The organism is Streptomyces sp. NPDC051582 (genome assembly GCF_040681715.1).
Taxonomy (GTDB): domain Bacteria; phylum Actinomycetota; class Actinomycetes; order Streptomycetales; family Streptomycetaceae; genus Streptomyces.
The window spans coordinates 1-17944 of the sequence record NZ_JBFAZJ010000016.1 but is presented as its reverse complement, the minus strand read 5'-3'; the positions used below and the strand labels follow the sequence as shown (position 1 = coordinate 17944).

17 protein-coding genes and 1 pseudogene are annotated in these 17944 nt (G+C 73.6%); 5 read left to right on the top strand and 13 right to left on the bottom strand.

Translation table 11 applies throughout. The annotated features are described in order from the left end of the window. Positions 1–20: 20 nt before the first annotated feature. Positions 21–1607: a glycosyltransferase gene (locus AB0M92_RS21355; RefSeq protein ID WP_366103823.1), complete on the bottom strand. Its 1587-nt coding sequence runs from the start codon at positions 1605–1607 to the stop codon at positions 21–23. Between the two features lie 48 nt (positions 1608–1655). Continuing rightward, on the bottom strand, positions 1656–3164 hold the full coding sequence (locus AB0M92_RS21350) for a PLP-dependent aminotransferase family protein (protein WP_366103822.1): 1509 nt from the start codon (positions 3162–3164) through the stop codon (positions 1656–1658). 29 nt (positions 3165–3193) lie between these two features. Between AB0M92_RS21350 and AB0M92_RS21345 the strand changes: the two genes are divergently transcribed. Continuing rightward, on the top strand, positions 3194–4135 hold the full coding sequence (locus tag AB0M92_RS21345; protein ID WP_366103821.1) for an EamA family transporter: 942 nt from the start codon (positions 3194–3196) through the stop codon (positions 4133–4135). Positions 4136–4167: 32 nt separating this feature from the next. Beyond that, positions 4168–5016, top strand: a complete 849-nt coding sequence (locus AB0M92_RS21340) for an AraC family transcriptional regulator (RefSeq protein WP_366103820.1) — start codon at positions 4168–4170, stop codon at positions 5014–5016. Here AB0M92_RS21340 and AB0M92_RS21335 read toward each other — a convergent pair. The 7 genes and pseudogenes from AB0M92_RS21335 to AB0M92_RS21305 form a co-directional block, all read right to left on the bottom strand. Next, entirely contained in the window at positions 4940–8248 is a 3309-nt protein-coding gene (locus tag AB0M92_RS21335) for an endo-alpha-N-acetylgalactosaminidase family protein (RefSeq protein WP_366103819.1), read from the bottom strand. The genes AB0M92_RS21340 and AB0M92_RS21335 overlap by 77 nt on opposite strands. Positions 8249–8468: 220 nt before the next feature. Continuing rightward, the gene (locus tag AB0M92_RS21330) at positions 8469–8843 is read right to left on the bottom strand and encodes a YbjQ family protein (RefSeq protein WP_053689141.1); all 375 of its coding nucleotides are present in this window, start codon (positions 8841–8843) and stop codon (positions 8469–8471) included. 104 nt (positions 8844–8947) lie between these two features. Beyond that, the gene (locus tag AB0M92_RS21325) at positions 8948–9688 is read right to left on the bottom strand and encodes a response regulator transcription factor (protein WP_366103818.1); all 741 of its coding nucleotides are present in this window, start codon (positions 9686–9688) and stop codon (positions 8948–8950) included. A gap of 10 nt (positions 9689–9698) precedes the next feature. Further along, positions 9699–10199, bottom strand: coding sequence for an ATP-binding protein (locus AB0M92_RS21320; protein WP_366103817.1), 501 nt, complete (start codon positions 10197–10199; stop codon positions 9699–9701). Between the two features lie 124 nt (positions 10200–10323). Continuing rightward, positions 10324–10380 (bottom strand): annotated as a pseudogene (locus AB0M92_RS21315) (histidine kinase); the annotation flags it as partial. Between the two features lie 780 nt (positions 10381–11160). After that, positions 11161–12003 (bottom strand): helix-turn-helix transcriptional regulator, encoded by an 843-nt coding sequence (locus tag AB0M92_RS21310; protein WP_366103966.1) that lies wholly within the window; start codon positions 12001–12003, stop codon positions 11161–11163. 88 nt (positions 12004–12091) lie between these two features. Continuing rightward, positions 12092–12325, bottom strand: a complete 234-nt coding sequence (locus tag AB0M92_RS21305; protein WP_366103816.1) for a DUF397 domain-containing protein — start codon at positions 12323–12325, stop codon at positions 12092–12094. Between the two features lie 248 nt (positions 12326–12573). On the opposite strand from AB0M92_RS21305, the gene AB0M92_RS21300 reads away from it, so the two are divergent. Beyond that, entirely contained in the window at positions 12574–13101 is a 528-nt protein-coding gene (locus AB0M92_RS21300; protein ID WP_366103815.1) for a hypothetical protein, read from the top strand. A gap of 24 nt (positions 13102–13125) precedes the next feature. On the opposite strand, the gene AB0M92_RS21295 is transcribed toward AB0M92_RS21300, so the two are convergent. The 4 genes from AB0M92_RS21295 to AB0M92_RS21280 all read right to left on the bottom strand — a co-directional run bounded on the left by AB0M92_RS21295 (position 13126) and on the right by AB0M92_RS21280 (position 16275). Next, a complete protein-coding gene (locus AB0M92_RS21295; protein WP_366103814.1) occupies positions 13126–13506 on the bottom strand; it encodes an NTP pyrophosphohydrolase in 381 nt (126 codons plus the stop codon). Between the two features lie 37 nt (positions 13507–13543). Continuing rightward, on the bottom strand, positions 13544–14476 hold the full coding sequence (locus AB0M92_RS21290; RefSeq protein WP_366103813.1) for an AAA family ATPase: 933 nt from the start codon (positions 14474–14476) through the stop codon (positions 13544–13546). Between the two features lie 3 nt (positions 14477–14479). Beyond that, positions 14480–15694, bottom strand: a complete 1215-nt coding sequence (locus AB0M92_RS21285; protein ID WP_366103812.1) for a T4 RnlA family RNA ligase — start codon at positions 15692–15694, stop codon at positions 14480–14482. Between the two features lie 146 nt (positions 15695–15840). After that, entirely contained in the window at positions 15841–16275 is a 435-nt protein-coding gene (locus AB0M92_RS21280; RefSeq protein WP_366103811.1) for a VOC family protein, read from the bottom strand. Between the two features lie 133 nt (positions 16276–16408). Here AB0M92_RS21280 and AB0M92_RS21275 point away from each other — a divergent pair, with 133 nt between their 5' ends. Together AB0M92_RS21275 and AB0M92_RS21270 are read left to right on the top strand one after the other, a co-directional pair. Next, positions 16409–17104, top strand: coding sequence for a response regulator transcription factor (locus AB0M92_RS21275; RefSeq protein WP_366103810.1), 696 nt, complete (start codon positions 16409–16411; stop codon positions 17102–17104). Continuing rightward, positions 17101–17814 carry a YoaK family protein gene (locus AB0M92_RS21270; RefSeq protein ID WP_366103809.1) on the top strand — a complete coding sequence of 238 codons (714 nt, stop codon included), beginning with the start codon at positions 17101–17103 and terminating at the stop codon, positions 17812–17814. The genes AB0M92_RS21275 and AB0M92_RS21270 overlap by 4 nt, the downstream gene beginning before the upstream one ends. Positions 17815–17944: the final 130 nt, after the last annotated feature.

Sequence of the window (17944 nt, the reverse complement as noted above, 5' to 3'; positions counted from 1 at the left end):
CCGATTCCGAAGAATTTTTCTCAGGCTGTCGGCAGCGGGATCCTGCGGACCACCTCGAAGCTCAGATTCCCGTACGTCGTGAAGAAGGCGGCGGCCGTCAGTTCCGTGGCGCCGCCCGCGTCGCGGGCCAGGACCTTGGCCCGGCGGGCCGTCCGGTCCAGCTCCGGGGCGTGCCGGCGGCCGAGCCGGACGGTGCGCGTGACCCCGTCCACCCGTACGTTCAGGAAGCAGTCCCAGGTGCCGGGGGATATCGGCCCGCCGCCGGCCGGCGTGGCCAGGTCGAGCTCCGCCAGGAACCCGGCCATCATCAGCTCCGGGTTCTGCTCGGTGAGCTCCGGGGCCGGCCGGGCCAGAGCGGGCACGAGGTGCTCGTCGCCCGTCTCCCTCGACCGCAGCACGAGCTCGGTCTCCATGCGGCCGGTCCCGAGCGACTGGACGTACGCGTGCCCGGTCAGCCGTACTCGGCTGCCCTGCCAGGTCAGCGACGCCAGCCGGTGCTGCGTCTTGAGCTTGTCGGTCACGTCGAAGAGCACGTCCGGCAGTCCCGCCGCCGGGTCGCGGAACAGCGGGTAGCAGCGGTACACGCGGCCGTCGTCGACGATCTCCCGCGGCGCCGGCTCCAGGGCCGGGTCGTACTCCATCAGCTGCTCGAAGGCGGGCAGCGGGCCGCAGGCGAAGGCGTACAGCCGGATCCAGTCGACGGTCGGCAGCTCGCCGCCCATCTCCGGCCGCCAGTACGTCTGCACCAGCGCCCGAGCCCGCTCGTACACCTCGGCGGTGAAGCCGGGGTTGTCGTGGCGCGCCTCGACGGCCGGCCGAAGCGCCGTGCGCAGCAGGCTGCGGAAGTGCCGGCCGAGCATCCGGCGCCGCCCGACCGGGTCCTGCACCCGCTCGGCGACCAGGGCCATGACGCGCTCGATGTGAGCCACCGTCTCGGCCGCGGTGCGGGGGCGCGCGGTGATGTTCTGCCCGTCCTCGCGGCGGCGCAGGAAGTAGCAGTCGTAGTCGCCGACGACCGAGATCTTCCCGGCTGCCAGGTACACCTCGGTCACGAAGACCTGGTCCTCGCCGTACCAGAGGTCCTCCGGGTAGCGCAGGCGGGCGTCCTCGATGATCCGGCGGCGCATCAGCTTGGCCGAGTGGAGGGAGCGGTAGACCTCGGAGGTGTGGAGACCGGCCTCCTCGGCGTGCCGGTGGGCCTTGTCCGACACCGGCCGGCCGAGCCCGACCTGCTTGGCGAGCACGACGTCGCTGTCCTGGGCCTCGGCCATGTCCAGGAGCCGCTCCAGGGCCTCGGGGCCCAGGTGGTCGTCGGCGTCGAGGACGAAGACGTACCGGCCGCGGGCCAGGTCGAGGGCCCGGTTGCGGGGGCCGCCGGGGCCGCCGGAGTTCGGCTGGTGCAGGACGCGCAGCTGGGGGTACCGGGCGGCGTAGCGGTCCAGCTCGGCGCCACTGCCGTCCGTGGAGCCGTCGTCGACGGCGATGACCTCCAGCCGCTCGACGCCGAGGCTCTGCCCGAGCGCGGAGTCGAGGCACTCGTTCAGGTAGGGCATCGCGTTGTAGACGGCGATGATCACGGTGATGTCGGGGACGGACGCGTGGTGCATGCAGCTGAGCATAAAGTTCCGCTTCCGCGCCTTCGGAGGGGGCCGCCCTCAGCGGAGGCGGGACAGGGCGCGGCCGAGGAGGGCGGTGCCCTCTTCCAGTTCGCCCGGCGGGCCCGCCGCGTAGCCGAGGACCAGTCCGGGGGCGCCCGGCCGTACGCGGTGCCAGGACAGGGGGTGGGCCTTGACCCCGAGCTCCAGGGCCGCGGCCGCCAGGGCGGTGTCCTCGAAGTCCGCGCCGTCGAAGGTCACGACCAGGTGCAGGCCCGCCGCCGCGCCGTGGACCCGGGCCCCCGGCAGGTGCCGGGCGATGGCCCGGAGCATGGCGTCCCGGCGGCGGCGGTGACGGCGCCGGACGAAGCGCAGGTGGCGCTCCAGCTCGCCCGAGTCCATCAGCCGGGCCAGCACCAGCTGGGCGAGGACCGGATTGCCGAGGTCGGCGTAGCGCTTCGCGGCGACCACCGCGTCGTGCAGGCGCGGCGGGACCAGCAGCCAGCCGAGCCGCAGCGCCGGGGCGAGCAGTTTGGACACGCTCCCGGCGTAACAGACCCCTTCGGGCAGCAGGGCGCGCAGGGCGGGGACGGGCGCCCGGTCGTAGCGGTGCTCGGCGTCGTAGTCGTCCTCGACGACCAGTCCCCCGGCCGCCGCCCAGCCGAGCAGCTCCCGGCGGCGCTTTCCGTCGAGGACGACCCCGGTCGGGAACTGGTGCGCCGGGGTCAGCAGCACCGCGCGGGCTCCGCTCGCCCGCAGCGCGGCGGTGTCCAGCCCGCGCTCGTCCACGGGCACCGGTACGGTCTCCAGCCGTCCGTACTCCAATTGCTGTCGCGCCCCGAGCGAGCCGGGGTCCTCGACCGCGACCTTGCGCACGCCGCGTTCGCGCAGGACGTGCGCCACCAGGGCGAGCGCCTGGGCCACCCCCGCGACGATCACGACCTCGTCGGGGTCGGCGCGGATCCCGCGGTTGCGGGCGAGCCAGCCGGTGACCGCCGCCCGCAGCGCGGCGGCGCCCTGCGGGTTGCCGTACCCGAAGTCGGCGGCCGTGAGCCCCGCGAGCACGCGCCGCTCGGCCTGGAGCCAGGCGGTACGCGGAAAGGCGGTCAGGTCGGGCATCCCCGGCGAAAGGTCGATCCGGCACGGCACGGCCCGCAGTACGTCGACCAGCGGCCCGTCGGCCCCCGGCCCGAACGGCCCACCCGTACCCGGCGGGGACTGTCCGGGCCCTCCCGTCGGGATGGGCGGAGGCAGCGGGACGGCCACCACCCGCGTGCCCGAGCGGCCGCTGCCCTGGACCTGGCCCGCGTCCGCCAGGCGCTGGTAGGCCTCCGTGACCAGGCCCCGGGTGACGCCGAGCTCCGCCGCCAGCACCCGGCTCGACGGGAGCCGGCTGCCCAGCGGGAGGGTGCCGTCGGCGATGGCGGCCCGGATGCGTGCCGTCAGCCACTCGGTGCGGCCACCCGGCGGGGCCTGGTCCAGGTCGAGCTGGAGGAAGTCCGAGCCGGTGGCGGCGGCGCGTACGGGCCTTTCGGACCCCTCGGATCGCTCCTCATCGGCACTGTCCACGGGTCCAATGCTGACAGAGCCTGAACCTCATGAACACCTCCGCTCCCCGCCCGCGCGGCCCGCTGCGCGACCTCGCCCCCGGCGCCCTCGGCATGGTGCTGGTCGGCAGCAGCGTCTGCGTTTCGCGCTCCCTGGTCCACGCCCCGCTGTTCGCCACCCAGGCCGTCCGCTACGCGGCCGCCACGCTCCTCCTGATCGTGTTCGCCCGGGTCGCGCGGGTACCCGTCCTGCGTCCGCGCGGCCGGGAGTGGCTGTGGCTGGCCGGAATCGCGGCGACCGGGCTCGTGCTGTTCAACGTGGCCGTCGTCCGAGGGGTCGCGCACGCCGAACCGGCCGTCATCGCCGTCGCGGTGGCCTCCGTACCGGTTCTCCTCGGCGTGCTCGGTCCGCTGCTGGAGGGCCGCAGGCCCAGCCGCCGGATCCTGGTGGCGGCCGTCGTGGTCGTCGCCGGGGCCGTCCTCGTGGAGGGCACGGGCCGGACGGACGCCGCGGGAGTGTCCTGGGCGGCGCTCGCCCTGGCCTGTGAGGCCGCGTTCACCCTGCTCGCCGTACCCGTACTGCGCCGGCACGGCCCGTGGGGAGTCTCCGTACACGCGGTGTGGATGGGGGCCGTGCTGCTGGCGGTCCTGACGCTGCTCACCGAGCGCCCGGCGGACGTGCTGTCCCTCGGGCCGGCCCGGTGGGCGGCCGCCGGGTACCTCGCCGTCATGGTCACCGCGGTGGCCTTCCTCCTCTGGTACCGCACGGTGGCCGCCGTGGGCGCCGGCCGTGCCGGACTGCTGACCGGGGTCGCCCCCCTCGCCGCGGCCGCCATCGGGGCGCTGTGCGGCGGGGGGACGCCCGGGCCGCCGGTCTGGCTGGGCCTGGTCGTGGTGGTCGCCGGGCTGGCGGCCGGGCTCCGCGGCCCCCGACGTGGGCCCGTGCCGAGCCGGCCGCGGCCGCACGAGGAGCGGGCTCCCGCGTCCCCTTGAGGGGGCCCGGCCCGGTGGATCACAATCCGCAGATGCCGAAGCCCCCGTACAGCAGCTGGATGCGGTACTTCTCCCCCACCGCCAACCACCGGCGCCTGGGCCTGGTCTGTCTCGGCGTCGGGGTGCAGCAGGGCCTGCTGCCGGTGGTCGGACCCCGGGCCCTGGACCACCACGTCGCCGTGGTCGTCACCCGGGGGCGGGGCTGGTTCAGCCACGGCGGGCGACCGCCGCAGCCGGTGGCCGCGCCCGCGCTGCTGTGGCTGGTGCCGGGCGTGGAGCACCACTACGGACCGGACCCGGAGACGGGCTGGGACGAGTGCTTCGTGGACTTCGCGGGGCGCGGCGTCGAGGCGTACACCGACCTCGGCTACGTCACCCCGGACCGCCCGCTGGTGCCGCTGAGCGGGACGGAGGGCGTACGGCACGTGGTCGACGGGATCGTACGCGCGGCCCGGCGCGGCGGACCGCTGCTGGAGGTGGAGGCCGCCGCGGCCGTCCACGGACTGCTCGTGGCCCTGCGCTACGCCCGCGCCGAGGTGTCCCGGCACGGGGACGCGGTGATGGACGCCCTGGCCCGCGACGCGCTGCTGCCGATCCCGGTGGCCGAGCACGCGGCCCGGCTCGGGATCCCCCTGCCCGAGCTGCGCGCGGCCGTGCGGCGCAGCACCGGGGAGGGGGTCAAGGAGTACCTCCTCGGGATCAGGCTCAGCCGGGCGAAGGAGCTGCTGGCCCGGACCGACCTGCCGGTCGCGGGGATCGCCCGGCGGGTCGGGTACGAGGATGCGGCCTATTTCAGCAGGCTGTTCAGCCGCAGGGTGGGCATGGCGCCCGTCCGCTTCCGCCGGCAGCAGTCGACGCTTCCCCGGCCTCAGGGCAGATAGCCGATGTTGAGCTCCGCGACCGAGGTCCAGGGGTTGCCGCCCACCTCCCCAGGTCGAGGGTGATCTCGTGCGGCATCGGCGCGGTGGCCGCGTACCACTGGGTGTGCCAGATGGTGGCGGGGTCGCCGTCCAGTACGTTGGCGGCGCTGCCGTTCTCGCCGGCGGTCTCCTGGCTGTCGACGGCCTCCACGCCCATCTGCCCCTGCGGGACGAGGCGTTCACCACCGCCCGCCGGCCCGAGGTCGTCGATCGCGAGGTCGTCGAGGATGAAGTCCGCCTCGTCGTGGGAGCCTTCGGCGGTGACCTTGCGGATGCCGATCCAGGCGTCGGCCCCGGCGGTGAAGGTCTTGGTGAAGGTGGTCGCCGTCCGCGCCTGGTTCAGCGCGGTCGCCGTCTCGGTGCCGCCGGAGCCGGTGATGAACCGGTAGTCGCCCGAGAAGCCGCTCTCATAGCCGAAGCTGACCTTGTACGAGCGGCCCGGGGTGAGCCGCAGCGTCTGCGGAAGGGTGCGGTAGACCAGGCCCTGGCGCTCCTCGTGCGATTTGAGCGAGTTCTGCCCGGAGATCACGTCGTCGACGAGCTTGCCCCTCCAACCCGCCTGGGTGAAAGGGGCGTTGCGCTGGGCGATGTGCGTGCGCGGGTCGGTGGCCGAGCCGCCGGCCCCGCCGAAGGCGAAGGGGCCCCAGCCGGCGTCCACGTTCTCGAAGTCCTCGGTGAACCAGTGGCCGGAGAGCGGGGTGCGGGCCGAACGGACCACCCGCACGTCGTCCAGGTGGACGGTGCCGGAGCCGGCCGCGGCGGACAGCTTGAGGGTGGCCGAGGACTGTCCGGCCGGTACGTCGAAGAGCACCTTCATGCGCTGCATCCCGGTGCCGTTCTTCTCGCTGCCGCCCAGGTCGTTCGTCAGCGGCGAGGAGTCGGCGTACACGGATACGGGGGCGCCGGCCGCCGGGGCGACGGTCAGGGTCGCCGCCCGGCCCGTCGGGGTGGAGACCCACACGGAGGCGGCGTACGTGCCGGGGGTCAGGCCGGTGAGCTGCTGGGAGACGGTCGGGGCGGTCCCGGCGGCGAAGGTGAGCTCGCTCTGGCCCTGGGTGTTGCGGGTGACTGCGGCGCCGGTCCCGGTCACCGTCCAGACGTTCAGATCGCCCGCGTAGAAGGAGGGGTCCTTGACCGCGGTCGCCTCGCCCCAGTTCGGGTCGCCCTGGGCGGGCGCGGCGCCGTCGGTGACGACGTAGGCGGTCTTCGCGGCGGCGTTGATCGTGACCTGGCCGCCGCTGACGGTGAGGTCGCCGGCCGGCTGCCGCCCGGTGTCGGTCAGCTTGTACAGCCGCGGCGCGGACCAGCCGGCGGGCAGGGTCCAGGTGCTGGAGCCGCCCTTGTCGTTCCAGTGGTAGAGCTTTCCGTCGCGCGGGAGCAGGTAGCTCCCGCCGCTGAGGACGGTGCGCCCGGCGGTGGTGATCTTCCGGGCGCCGCCGGCGGTGGTGGCGGTGGTGCCGTTCGCGAGGGTGACCGTGTCGGCCGTCCACTTCACGATCGGGGATTCCTGGAGGTACTTGGTCGGCAGGTTGACGGCGAAGGTGGTGTTCAGGAAGGCTGGGTAGTCCTTCTTGCCCTGCCAGCCCTCGTACGCGGCGAGTTCGGCGCCGCCGAGCAGCGGGTTCGCCGCGATCCAGTCGTCCTTCGTGTGGTTGGCGATGAAGCGGGCGATCGTGGAGTTGATGCCCTTGAGGTCGCTGCCGCCGTAGTCGACGTCGGCGGCCCAGTGGTGCCAGAGGGACTGTTCGGTCAGGGTGTTGGGGAACTCGGTGGCGAGCTGGAACCCGAGGCCGCCTATCTCGCGCTGGAGTTTGCGGGACACGTACCCGTCCCCGTACCAGACGTCCACGTACAGGAAGTCGAGTCCGGGCGCGGCCGCCTTGAGGTCCTGGAGCCGCTTCAGCCGGTCGCCGGACTGGCCGTCCTTGCGGGTGTCCACGTAGTACGACTGGTCGAGCCAGTCCCAGCCCGCTCCCCCGCTCTGACGGGCCGGGTCGAAGGTGGCGGAGACCGGGTACTCCTCGGTGGCGTTGACGTGGACCCCGAAGTCGGCGTTGTAGGCGTGCCCGGCGGTGGTGAGGGCGTTCAGGCCGGCCACGCCGCCCTGGTTGGAGCCGATGTTCTTGTAGTCCATGTGCGCGGAGTCGTGGCCCTCGGAGGCGTATCCCTTGAGGAGGACGAACTGGCCGAGGCCGTCCGTGGCGAGGCTGACGCGCTTGGTCTCGTCGAGGGTCTCGGCGAAGGGGTGGGTGGCCTGGGAGGCGAAGTTGAACGGGATGCGCTGCACGACCCGGTCGGCGGTCTGCTGCCAGCCGGTGGGCGGGGTCCAGATGTCGCGGTAGGCGACGGCGGCGTCCTGCCAGTCGACGGCCCCGTCGCCGTTGCGGTCCCCGGTGATCGCGATCCGCGCGTACGGGAGCGGCTCGGTGTCCGTGTCGGCGGCGCCCGCGGCCCGGTGGAGCCAGGCCCCGCTCCACAGTCCGGCGCGGCGGTGGGTCCCCTTGTCGGTGACCCGCTCGCTGATCCGGCCGTTCTCCCGGGCCGTGCCGCCGGAGGGGGTGTCGTAGAGGGAGTTGGAGTCGATGGCCGCGGCCAGCTTCGCGGTGTTGGCCAGCGCGTACATCACCGTCGTCGCGGCGGGGTCGACCGGGGTGTTCGCGGTGACGGGGGTGAAGGTGTCCCCGGTGCCGGTGGTGGCGGTGTACATGTTCGCTGTGGCCAGCGCGGCGCCGGGCTGGTCGCTGCGGACGCTGACGAGGGTGTGGTCCGGGATCGCGAGGCTGTGGACGCGCAGGGCGGCGGTGTCCTCGATCGCCGTGACCTTGAACTCCACGACCGAACCGGTCACCGAGAGCCGGGATCTGATGGTCACCCCGGAGAAGGACAGCACGTAGTCCACGGCGGAGGCGGAGCGCGTCGAGGTCACGGTGGGGGTGTAGGCGGTGCCGTCGACGAGGACCGTGCTCAGCGTGTCCTCGTTGCCGTCCAGGACGTCGCCGGTGGCCCGCCGGGTGTAGCCGACGACCCGGGGGAAGCCGCTGTCGACGCTGACGGACAGCTCGGGCGAGCTGATCGTCACGGGTGCGCCGGCGGCTGCGGCGGGACCGGCGGCCGAGGCCGCGGGCACGGAGACGACCAGGGTGGCGAGGAGACCGGCGACCGCGGCTGCGGTCGGCCAGAGGGGGGTGCGCATCGGGCCTCCGGGGGTCGGTGCTTCCTGGGCGGAAGACCGCACGGCACGGAGGCCCGCGGTCCGCTCACTGACCTGTCAGCTTGCGGACCGCGCCCGCGCAGGCCCATGGACAAAGCGGAGCCCCGTCCTGGACTTACGGAGGTGGGTGAAGGGGGGGTGGTGGGGGTGGTGGGGGTGGTGGGGGTGGTGGGGGTGGTGGGGGTGGTGGGGGTGCCGGGGATCAGGAGGCGGCCGGGGTGATCACCACGGCCGTCCCGTACGCGCACACCTCGGTCCCGACGTCGGCGGCCTCGGTCACGTCGAAGCGCATCATCAGGACGGCGTTCCCGCCGCGGGCCTTCGCCGCTTCGATGAGCCGTTCCATGGCCTGGTTGCGGGTCTCCACCAGGGTCTTGGTCAGGCCCTTCAGCTCGCCGCCGATCATCGACTTCAGGCCCGCGCCGATCTGGCTGCCGAGGTGGCGGGAGCGGACGGTGAGGCCGAAGACCTCACCGATGACCTGCTCGACCCGGTACCCGGGAACGTCGTTCGTCGTCACGACCAGGACGCCGGTCTGCTGGGCCCCGGGGCCGCCGCTGTAATCTTCGATACCCATGGCAACCACTCTGGGCGCGGGCGCGGGCCCGCGCATCCGGAGGGGGCCCGTTCCGGCCGCCTCCGGCGCACGTGTCGGCGGCGGCGTCCGCTTCCGCGTCCGCGTCAGGACGGCCGGGCGACGAGTCCCGATTCGTGGGCCAGGACCACGGCCTGGGCGCGGCTGGACGCCCCGAGCTTGCTCATGCAGCGGTGCACGTGCGTCTTGACGGTGGCGGCGCTGAGCACGAGCCGCTCGGCGATGTCGGCGTTGGACAGGCCGGCGCCGACCAGGCCGAGCACCTCGCGTTCGCGCGGGGTCAGGGCCGCCAGTCCCGGGTGCGGGTCCCGGGCGACGGGGGCGGCGTACGCGGCGATGATCCCCTGGAGCGCCCTGGGGCTGAACAGCATCTCGCCGGCGTGCACGGTGGCGATGGCGGCGAGCAGCCGGTCGGGCGGGGTGTCCTTCAGCAGGAACCCGCTCGCGCCGACGCGCAGGGCCCGGAAGACGTACTCGTCGGAGTCGAAGGTCGTCAGCACGAGCACCTTGGGGCGGGCCCGCCCGGCACTCCCGTCGGCACCCCCGTCGGCACCCCCGTCGGCATCCGCACCGGCATCCGCACCGGCCTCGGAGGCGGCCCGGGCGTCGGCCTCGGCGAGGATCCGCCCGGTGGCGGTGATCCCGTCGGTGCCCGGCATGCGAATGTCCATCAGGACGACGTCGGGGCGGGTCTCGGCCGCGAGCCGGACGGCCTCCTCGCCGTCCGCCGCCTCACCGGCGATCTCGATGCCGGGCGCGGCGCCCAGGAGCGCGGTCAGCCCGGAGCGGATCAGGAACTGGTCGTCGACGACGAGCACACGCAGCATGGCGCCTCTTCTACTCTCTCCGTGCCCGGGCCTCGGCGGCGGCCCGGGGCACCGGGACCCGGAGGCTGACTTCGAAACCGCCTCCCGGAGCCGGTGCGGCGGTCACCGTGCCGTGGTAGATCGTGGCCCGCTCGCGCATGCCGATCAAGCCCTGACCGGTGCCGCCGGGGGCGGCGGCCGAAACGCGCGCCCCCGTACGGGCCGCCGCGCGGGCGCTGCCGTCGTCCTTGACCCGTACGCGGACCTCGTCCTCGCCGTAGTGGACGCGGACGGTGGTGCGCGCCGCCGGGGCGTGCTTGATCACGTTGGTGAGTGCCTCCTGTACGACGCGGTACGCGCACAGGTCGATCCCCGGCGGCAGCGGGTATGCGGTCCCCGTGATCGACACCTCGACGGGGACACCGGCCTCGCCGACCCGTTCGACCAGTTCGTCGAGTCGTCCGAGCCCGGCGCCCCGGGCCGTCTCCGGCCCCGCGGGCGCCCGGCCGTCGTCCCGGAGCACGACCAGCATCCGGCGCATCTCCGCCAGGGCCTCGTGGGCGCTGTCCCCGATGGTGTCCAGGGCCCGGCGGGCGGTCGGCGGGTCGGAGGGAGAACACGTACCCGGCGAGGCCGGTCTGGACGGAGATCACCGAGACGTGGTGGGCGATGACGTCGTGCAGTTCGCGGGCGATCTGGATGCGCTCCTCCATGACGGCCCGCCGGGCCTTCTCCACCTGCTCCCGGCGCAGTTGCAAGGTGAGCTCGCGCAGTCGGCGGGAGCCGTCACCCGTCACCCGGCAGACGATGGTGGTGACGGTGACGAAGCCGACGCTGAGCGGTCCGATGCCCGGTTCGGCGAGCCGGGTGCCCCAGAGCAGGACGAGCAGGGCACCGGCCGCACATCTGGCCGAAACTCGCCGGTCTCGGAGCGAGGCCACGGTGTACAGCGCGAGCGCCAGGCCGCATACGGCGACGACGTGGTAGTAGCCGAGGGTGAAGTAGCAGGCGACGCAGAGGGCGGTGCTGACCAGGATCGCGACCGGGTAGCGCCGGCGGAGGACGAGCGGCAGGTAGATCGCGGCGAGCAGCGCGTAGGCCCATGCGTCGGTGTCGCGCCAGTAGTCCTGGGGGTCGGGCCAGTTGCGGAGCATGGTGGCCGAGATCCACAGCGAGCCGATGGCGTACACGATCTCGCCGACGGCCGGAAGCACGGCTCGGAGCCGGACCATCGCCGGATGTGCGGACAGCTGCACGTCACCCCCCTTGAGTACACCCCCGGTTGTACAGGGTGACTCCCCTGGGGGGTAGGCGGATTTCACCCCCTGGATGGGCGAGGCCGCCGGGCGGCGCGCGTAGATTCCCTTCAGCCGGCCCGAGCCGGCACCGGCCCTGCCCCCCGGGGCCCCGCCGCGCGGCCGTGCCCGTTCGGGGGCGGGCACGGCCCGCGTACGATCACCGGCCCCCTCGGGAGCGGGCCTTCGGGCGGGCGTTCAGCCCACCCGGAGTTCTCCGGCGCTGAACCGGCGCCGCGCCGCGAGGATCAGCTCGACGCTCTCCTCCTCCGCCGCCGCCGCGCGGCGCAGGCCGGCCAGGGCGTCGCGGTAGTCGTCGAGGGCGCGCGGCCGGGTCACGTAGGTCGCGCCGTTGATGTGCTCCACGTACGCCAGTTCGGCGTGCTCCCCGTCGCGGAACCGCAGGTGGGTGATGGCATAGGGCGGTGTGGCCCCGCAGGCGCGGGCCATCGGCAGGATCCGGATGCTCACCTTGCCGCGGTCCCCGGCCCGCAGCAGGTGGGTCAGCTGCTCGTCCATCACGGCGGCGTTCCCGCAGCGGCGGTGCAGTACGCCTTCCTCCAGCAGGGCGGTCACCTTGGGCAGCGGCCGGTCCATCAGGCGCAGTTGCCGTTCTGCGCGCAGTTCGACGACCCGGTCGACCTCCTCGCGGCCGGCTCCCGGCATGACCGCCCGCACCGTGTGCCGGGAGTAGGCGCGGGTCTGGAGGATGCCGGGAACCACGAGGTTCTCGTAGACGCAGATCTCCTCGGCATCGCCCTCCAGTTGGATCAGGCGCTTGAGGAAATCGGGGGTGACATCGCCGAACTGCTCGTACCACTCGGAGTGCCGCGCGTGTTCCAGGAGCCGTTCCAGCGCGCGCATCTCCTCGGCGTCGACGCCGTAGTGGCGGGCGAGGTCGCGTACGTCGCGCGGTCTGGGCGGGCTCTCGCCGCGCTCCAGTCTGCTGATCTTCGACACCGAGCCGCGGATGACCGGTGCCACCTGCCGCAGGGTGAGGCCACGGGCCTCACGGCACCTGCGCAGCTCCCTCCCCAGCATGCGGTCGGCCGCCGCCCGGACCCGATCGCCGCCCATCGGTCCACCCCCTCGTGCTCCGGCTTCGCGGGGAGCCGTACGGCCCCCGTCGTCATCCCGTCAGGTGGTCGAATTCCGCGTCTTTGGCGCCGCGCAGGAACGCCTCGATCTCGGCGGCGGTGAACACCAGCGCCGGGCCGTCGGGGAACCGCGAGTTCCGCACCGCCACGTCACCGCCCGCGAGGGAGGCCACTTCCACGCAGTTGCCGTTGCCCACGCTGGCACTGCTCTTGATCCACACCACGCCGGGAACCGCGCCGGCCAGCACGCCGTTGCTGATCTGCATGACAGGAATGCTAGCCAGATGTACGGGGCACGGGAGTCCCTCGAATGGGTGCCTCGACCGGATGATGTCCCGATGATCCGACCTTAGCGATAATAAGGCGCTTATTGGGCATTTCGGGCTAAACGACGGTGAGTCACCGGGGCTGCCCGACCCCCTCTGGCCATAGTCGACCGTGGCAGCCGACTGGCCGCCACCCCGGCCCGCGGTCCACCGCGGCCGGGCGGATGTCTTCGCAGAGGAGCCTGCACATGCGGAAGCCCACCAGGACCATCCTCGCTCTCGCCGCCGCAAGCCTGGTGCTCGGCGGGGCCGGGGCGGGCGCCGCCGTGGCGGACGAGGGCCCGATGGCCGACGGCCCGTCGCAGGAACTGGTCGTTCTCGAACCGGACGGCGACCAGGCCGGCAGCTACCAGGGCAGGGAGTACTCCGTCGGCAAGGTCGTCTCGCACGCGCCGCTGACGCTCCGCTCCAAGCCGACCAGCCGCTCGAAGTCCGTCGGGCACGTGAAGCCGGACCACAAGGTCGCCATCGAGTGCAAGGTGCGCGGCGAGAAGGTGGACGGCAACGACATCTGGTACCTCCTCCACGTCAAGGAGCGGGACGGCCGGGATCCCATGGGCCGGCCGGAGGCCTCGGGCAGGGAGGACGGCACGGACGCCTCGGACGGTGGGCCGGCGCGGGACCGCATGGACGTGATGAACGACAAGGACCGCAAGCAGGCCTGGGTCACCGCCCGTTACGTGAAGAACCTCGACCGCGTGGAGTGGTGCGACTGACCTCCCGGTCCCCGCACCGGACGGTCAGTCCGCCGGGCGTACGGTCCGCGGCCCCACACACCGCGCCCCGTACGCCCGGACCCGCTCGCGCAGTTCCCGGTCCGCCGTGACCACGACGCAGCCGCGCTCCGCGTGGGCGGCGGCCAGTTCCACGATCCGGTCGTCACCGCTGCCGGGCGCAGGGTCCACCCGTACTCCGGGCACGGACTCGATGCCCCGGGCCGCGCCCTCGACGACGAGGACGATCTCCTCGACCGCCCCGATCCCCTCGAACTCCCCGCCCGCGGCCCGGTCCCGCTCCGCGAGGCGGTCGCGCAGCCGCTCGGCCGCGCCCCGCCGGTCCCGCCACCAGCCGTCCGGTACGCATCCGACGACGTTCGCGGCGTCCACGATCAACACGCTCATGCTCCCAGTATGGGCAGCCAGGCGGCGCCTCGGGCTGCTAGAAGTCGCCGTAGTTGACCTGCCAGGTCGGCAGGCCCATCCGGCGCCAGACCGCGACCACCCGGTCCCGGTCGTCGAGCGACACCCGCACCGCGTACCGGTGGCGCACGTGGGCGTCGAACAGCTCCGCCTTCACCACGTCGTCTCGGCGCGTGTCGCCGAGCGGCCGCATCCACAGCTCGTCGTACGGCACCTCGTGCCGGCGCAGCCACGCCTGCGTCTGCGGCCGGTGCTCCTCCCCGCGCCCGGACAGCAGCACGATCGTGTCGCCGTCGGCGCGCCGGAAGGCGTCCAGCGCGTACCGCACCGGCTCGTTGAGCGCGTCGATCTCGCAGCGCGAGAAGTCGTACGGGCTGCGGTCGCCGGTCAGCGCGAGCGTGCCGTCGATGTCGCACATCACCGCGGAGGGCAGCGCCGGGTCGGGCACGTAGGGCTCGACCACGGGCTGGTCGTTCAGCCACTGCTCGGTGAGCCGCCAGCCGCCCTTCTTGGCGCTCAGGTGCTTCTCGTTCAATATCCGGATGATCTCCTCGCCGACCGGCCGCTCCCGCGCGGCGTCCCGGCGCAGGCACTCCTCCACCGGCACGTCGGTGAAATCGTGCACGACGAAGGTCGCGAGCCCGGCGACCGCCGCCTTGAGCCGCTTGGGGATGTTCGAGGTCAGGTGCGTGTTGTCCACGACCACGTCGAACCCGCCCTCGACGGCCGCCCGGACGGCCGCGTCCTGGACCGCCAGGACGGTCTGCTCGTGCCGGTACGAGCGGCCGCGCTCCGGGTCGGGCAGGTCGAGCATGGCCCGCAGGTCGTCGAGGTTGACGCGGCGCATCCGGCCGGCGGCCTCGGCCTGCAGGGCGCGCGCGGCCGTCGTCTTCCCCGAGGCCGGCAGCCCCGTCATGACGTGGACGACGGGGCGGGCGGGGTCTTCGGACACTGGTCAGTTCTCCTCATCGGTCGTGAAGGGGTCGGACGCCTCGGGCCGCACCTGCCGCCATACGACGAGCTCGGTGGACCGGCTGTCCAGGCGCAGGAACACCGCGGCGCGGATCCGGGGGTCGGGCAGCGCCTTGGCGGCTCGGGCGAACGCGCCCCGGTCCCCCGCCAGATGGGCCAGCCGTGCATACGCCTCGTCGATGGCGCGTTCGCGCTCGGCCGCCGCGTCCTCCAGACGGGCGACCACCGCGCGCACCCAGCTGTCGAACTCGTCCGGCACCTGCTGGAGCAGCGCTTCGAGCGGCTTGCCTCCCGAAGCCTCGATGTCGGCGGCGGAGCAGTTCAGGCCCTGCGCCAGATCCTTGGCGGGCAGGCCGGCGAAGCGCTCGATGCCGTAGGTGCGCCAGATGTCCCGTTCGGTGACGCCGGTGACCAGCTTGTGCAGGCGGACGTACTCGGACAGTTTGGCCTTCGCGCGCACGCCGGAGGCGAACCGCAGCACGAAGCCCTCGGCGTCGGTACCGGCCGCGTTCTCGCCGCCGGGCAGGGTGTTCGACTCGGCCAGCGCCAGCAGTTCGGCGAGCGGCATGGCGGGCCACACCGTGACGACGGAGCCGATGCCCTGCCAGTGGACCGCCGCCTCGGCGAGCGGGACCTCGGTGCCGTCCGTCTCGAACGCGGCGAGGAGCACCAGGTCCCGGCGGTCGCCGTAGTCGACGACGATACGGTTCTGCGGGTAGAGGATCTCGGCGAGGTAGGTCACGCCGGGGACCAGGGCCGAGGTGTCGCGGCCGTCGAGGTGGCGCTGGCCCCGGGCGGCCTGGGTGCTGATGAAGGATCCCTTGGAGGCGACGCGCCAGCTGCCCGCGTAGTGGAAGACCACGGCGAGGCTGCCGTCGACCTTGTCGTAGACCTCGAACGGCTCGTCGGGCAGGGCCGGTGCGTACGGCCGGCCGGACTCGTGCTCGCCGACGTTGAAGAACTTCGGCAGCGGCAGGGCGACGATCGCGCCGGTGTCGTCGTCGGCGACGAGTCCGCGGCAGCGCACGGTGACCCGGTTCCAGACGTGCTCGTACTGCGCCGTCCGCGTGTAGGTGTAGATGGACAGCGGCAGTTCGGGGTGCGACTTGCGGGTCACGTACCCGGCGTCGATGGCGGCCGCCAGCTCCTGGCGCGGCAGCAGGTCGTGCAGGGTCGGGTAGGCCTGGCTCTGGCCCATGGGTTCCTCCCGGTTCGAGATGGCTCATTCTCACGTGCGGGAGGCGTGGCCCGGTACCGAATTATCGCTGGTCCGGGGGGCTTCGTGGCCCCGCCGGTTGTGTCCCGGGGCCGCAGGCTCCGGGACCGGACACCGGCGCCGGAAGGTCAGTGCGAGACGCAGAGCTCATTGCCCTCGGGATCGGCGAGCGTGGTCCAGGTGTACGGCCCCTGGCTGCTGTCGTGGAGGTGGCGGGCACCCTTCGCGATCAGGCGCTCGACGACCTGCTTCGGATCGTCGGAGCCGGTGCGGACGTCCAGGTGGACCCGGTTCTTGACCGTCTTGGACTCGGGGACGAGCTGGAAGAGGACCCGGGGTGCGCGCTCGATCCCCTCGGGGTGGCGGATGGCGGCGCCGACCTTCCAGACGAGGGCCCCGCGGTGGGTGGTGGTGTCCTCTTCGGAGGCCTGGCCCTCGGCCACCATCTTGCGGATGAACTCCTCGTCGGTCGGCTCCACTTCCCACCCGAGGGCCTCGGCCCACCAGTCGGCGAGGGGGTGCGGGTCGGCGGAGTCGATGGTCACCTGGAATGTGTATGCCATGGGAGGGACCCTACTGAGGAGCACGGACAACGGCCCCGGAAGCCGTCCCGGGACGCCGGGTCGTTCCGCCGATGCCGCTCGTTCGGCGGGTACGGTTTCTCCCCGGAAGTCCCTTTCGGAACGGGGTTGGTGCATGGAGTTCGGCCACGTGGGGCGGGTGGTCCTCGCCGACGACGAACCCGTCGTCCGCAGGGCGCTGCGGACGTCCGTCGAGTCGACGGGGGAATTCCACGTGGTGGCCGAGGCCGGCGACGGGCACGAGGCGGTGGAGGCCGTACGGGCGCACCTGCCGGACATCCTGCTGCTGGACCTGCGCATGCCCGGGCTGGACGGCGTCGAGGCCACGGCGGAGCTGCGCGCACCGGAACCGGACGCCGCGGAGGCGGCCGCGCACATCGTCCTCATGACGGGTCTCGGGCTCGACGCGGACGTGGAGCGGGCCCTGGCCCTCGGCGCGGACGCCTTCCTCCGCAAGGACACCCCGCGCGAGGAGCTGCTCGCCGCCCTGCGCTCCGTACGGGACGGGGACGCCGTGCTGTCCCCGGAGGCGCTGCGGCAGGTCCTGGAGGGCTTGGGCGCTCCGGCCGCGGCGCGGAGCCGGCGGGCCAGGGAGCGGCTGGACCTGCTGCCGCCGCGGGAGGCAGAGGTGCTGGGCCTGGTCGCCGAGGGGCTGTCGAACCGGGAGATCGGCGAGCGGCTGGGGAGGGCGCAGGGCGCCGTACGGGATCTGGTCGGCCGGATGCTGGCCGAGCTGGGCGCCGCGAACCGGCTGCAACTCGCACTGCTGGCCCGAACCGCCGGGCCCGGGGCGGCGGGTCCGCCGCGGTGACGGCCGGTGCGGGCCGGCCCGGGATGCTGCGGCGGCTGACCGCGCTGCTCTTCCCGCCGGGGCCCGAGGGCGGGCACGGGCCGCACGGGGTGCTGCCGGCGCTGCTGGTCGCGCTCACCTTCGTGAGCGGGGTGGTCGACGCGGTGAGCTACCTCGGGCTCGACCACACCTTCGTGGCGAACATGACGGGCAACGTGGCCTTCCTCGGGTTCGCGCTCGCCGGGGACCGCCAGCTGTCGGCCACGGCCTCCCTGCTGGCGCTCGGCGCGTTCCTGGCCGGCGCGACGGCCGGCGGGCGGCTGCGCCGGGGCCGGGAGCCGGCGCGGACGTTCGCGCCGCTGGTCGCGGCGCAGGCCGTGCTGGTGGCCGCGGCGCTCGCCGTGTCGGCGGCCGGGGCGGGGACGCTGGCGGTCGTGGGGCTGCTGGCGCTCGGCATGGGCTTGCAGAACGCCGTCGTGCACCGGCTGGGCGTGCCGGATCTGACCACCACCGTGGTCACCCGGACGCTGACGGGCCTGGCCGCCGACCCGTGGGACAGGGCCGCCGTACGGAGGGGCGTCTCCGTGGCGGTCCTGTTCTGCGGGGCGCTGGCGGGCGGGCTGCTGACGATCCACCACGGACCGCGCTGGGCCCTGGCGCCGGCGGTGGTGCTGCTCGTTTGGATCGCCCTGGCGGGCGCCGTACGGGCGGCCGAACGGCCGACCCGCTGAGGCGCCCGCTCCCGGGAACCGCCCCGGGGGGCGCCTAGGGAGTGTCGTCAAAGTGGCGTCGTCCGCCCGGGAGGGAGGGGTCGGCGGGGTCTGGTGCGTGCGATCGCGAGGCGGAGGAGGGAATCGACGC

What these genes read in the sequence shown, in the direction of transcription:
- AB0M92_RS21355 (WP_366103823.1), bottom strand. Translation starts at nt 1,607, where the DNA reads ATGCACCACGCGTCCGTCCCCGACATCACCGTGATCATCGCCGTCTAC.
- AB0M92_RS21345 (WP_366103821.1), top strand. Translation starts at nt 3,194, where the DNA reads ATGAACACCTCCGCTCCCCGCCCGCGCGGCCCGCTGCGCGACCTCGCC.
- AB0M92_RS21340 (WP_366103820.1), top strand. Translation starts at nt 4,168, where the DNA reads ATGCCGAAGCCCCCGTACAGCAGCTGGATGCGGTACTTCTCCCCCACC.
- AB0M92_RS21335 (WP_366103819.1), bottom strand. Translation starts at nt 8,248, where the DNA reads ATGCGCACCCCCCTCTGGCCGACCGCAGCCGCGGTCGCCGGTCTCCTC.
- AB0M92_RS21330 (WP_053689141.1), bottom strand. Translation starts at nt 8,843, where the DNA reads ATGGGTATCGAAGATTACAGCGGCGGCCCCGGGGCCCAGCAGACCGGC.
- AB0M92_RS21325 (WP_366103818.1), bottom strand. Translation starts at nt 9,688, where the DNA reads ATGCTGCGTGTGCTCGTCGTCGACGACCAGTTCCTGATCCGCTCCGGG.
- AB0M92_RS21320 (WP_366103817.1), bottom strand. Translation starts at nt 10,199, where the DNA reads ATGCTGGTCGTGCTCCGGGACGACGGCCGGGCGCCCGCGGGGCCGGAG.
- AB0M92_RS21310 (WP_366103966.1), bottom strand. Translation starts at nt 12,003, where the DNA reads ATGCTGGGGAGGGAGCTGCGCAGGTGCCGTGAGGCCCGTGGCCTCACC.
- AB0M92_RS21305 (WP_366103816.1), bottom strand. Translation starts at nt 12,325, where the DNA reads ATGCAGATCAGCAACGGCGTGCTGGCCGGCGCGGTTCCCGGCGTGGTG.
- AB0M92_RS21300 (WP_366103815.1), top strand. Translation starts at nt 12,574, where the DNA reads ATGCGGAAGCCCACCAGGACCATCCTCGCTCTCGCCGCCGCAAGCCTG.
- AB0M92_RS21295 (WP_366103814.1), bottom strand. Translation starts at nt 13,506, where the DNA reads ATGAGCGTGTTGATCGTGGACGCCGCGAACGTCGTCGGATGCGTACCG.
- AB0M92_RS21285 (WP_366103812.1), bottom strand. Translation starts at nt 15,694, where the DNA reads ATGGGCCAGAGCCAGGCCTACCCGACCCTGCACGACCTGCTGCCGCGC.
- AB0M92_RS21280 (WP_366103811.1), bottom strand. Translation starts at nt 16,275, where the DNA reads ATGGCATACACATTCCAGGTGACCATCGACTCCGCCGACCCGCACCCC.
- AB0M92_RS21275 (WP_366103810.1), top strand. Translation starts at nt 16,409, where the DNA reads ATGGAGTTCGGCCACGTGGGGCGGGTGGTCCTCGCCGACGACGAACCC.